The 1,360-nt window shown below is 60.7% G+C and carries 2 rRNA genes and 1 pseudogene; 1 reads left to right on the top strand and 2 read right to left on the bottom strand.

The window, feature by feature from the left end:
- Positions 1–336 (top strand): annotated as a pseudogene (locus tag TU30_RS37995) (hypothetical protein); the annotation flags it as partial.
- 120 nt (positions 337–456) lie between these two features.
- On the opposite strand, the gene rrf reads toward TU30_RS37995, so the two are convergent.
- Positions 457–573 (bottom strand): 5S ribosomal RNA (gene rrf, locus TU30_RS12925).
- 103 nt (positions 574–676) lie between these two features.
- A 23S ribosomal RNA gene (locus tag TU30_RS12930) occupies positions 677–1,360 on the bottom strand; the annotation flags it as partial.

Below are 1,360 nucleotides of genomic sequence, written 5' to 3' on the forward strand. Positions count from 1 at the left end.
ACGTCCGTGTCCCCGATCGTCATCACGGCGGAAGCCGGAACGCTCACGTCCACCGTCAGGGCGATCGTCCCTACGCTCGTCCCTGCCCCGGTAACCGCTGCGCTCGCCGCCCCGGTTGTCACCGCGATTGTCGTCCCGACCACGGAACCCGCCACGCTCCGGCCGACCGGCACCTCGGTCGTCGCGACGGTCGTCCCGACGGAACCCACGGTCGCGGTCGCTGGGTCGTCGTGGGCCGGCGCCCCGCTGGTTACCTCGGTCCGAACGATCACCACTGTCCCGTCGCCGCTGGTCGCGCTCCGGTCGGTCGTCGGGAGAGTTGGGGGACATGGGTGACTCCTGTCTTCGGTACCGCAAGCATTCTCGCGCAGCCGGATATCCGGCGCGCTCCAGAAAATACAAAAGGACCTCTGGTCCCCAGCTGAACGCTGGGGACCAGAGGTCCTTCCAAAGATTGTTCGGCGGCGTCCTACTCTCCCACAGGGTCCCCCCTGCAGTACCATCGGCGCTGTAAGGCTTAGCTTCCGGGTTCGGAATGTAACCGGGCGTTTCCCCTACGCTATGACCACCGAAACCCTAATGGTTTCGAGCGAACAAGCACACTTTTCTTTTATGTTCTGCTCAAAGCCGACAACCGTTCGTTGTCTCAGAACTAACACAGTGGACGCGAGCAACTGAGGACAAGCCCTCGGCCTATTAGTACCGGTCAACTCCACACGTTACCGTGCTTCCATATCCGGCCTATCAACCCAGTCGTCTACTGGGAGCCTTACCCTCTCATGGAGGTGGGAGTCCTCATCTCGAAGCAGGCTTCCCGCTTAGATGCTTTCAGCGGTTATCCCTCCCGAACGTAGCCAACCAGCCATGCCCTTGGCAGGACAACTGGCACACCAGAGGTTCGTCCGTCCCGGTCCTCTCGTACTAGGGACAGCCCTTCTCAAGACTCCTACGCGCACAGCGGATAGGGACCGAACTGTCTCACGACGTTCTAAACCCAGCTCGCGTACCGCTTTAATGGGCGAACAGCCCAACCCTTGGGACCGACTCCAGCCCCAGGATGCGACGAGCCGACATCGAGGTGCCAAACCATCCCGTCGATATGGACTCTTGGGGAAGATCAGCCTGTTATCCCCGGGGTACCTTTTATCCGTTGAGCGACGGCGCTTCCACAAGCCACCGCCGGATCACTAGTCCCGACTTTCGTCCCTGCTCGACCCGTCGGTCTCACAGTCAAGCTCCCTTGTGCACTTACACTCAACACCTGATTACCAACCAGGCTGAGGGAACCTTTGGGCGCCTCCGTTACTCTTTAGGAGGCAACCGCCCCAGTTAAACTACCCATCAGACACTGTCCCTGATC

Origin of the sequence: Streptomyces sp. NBRC 110035, from assembly GCF_000829695.1 — a bacterium.
Classification (GTDB): Bacteria; Actinomycetota; Actinomycetes; order Streptomycetales; family Streptomycetaceae; genus Streptomyces.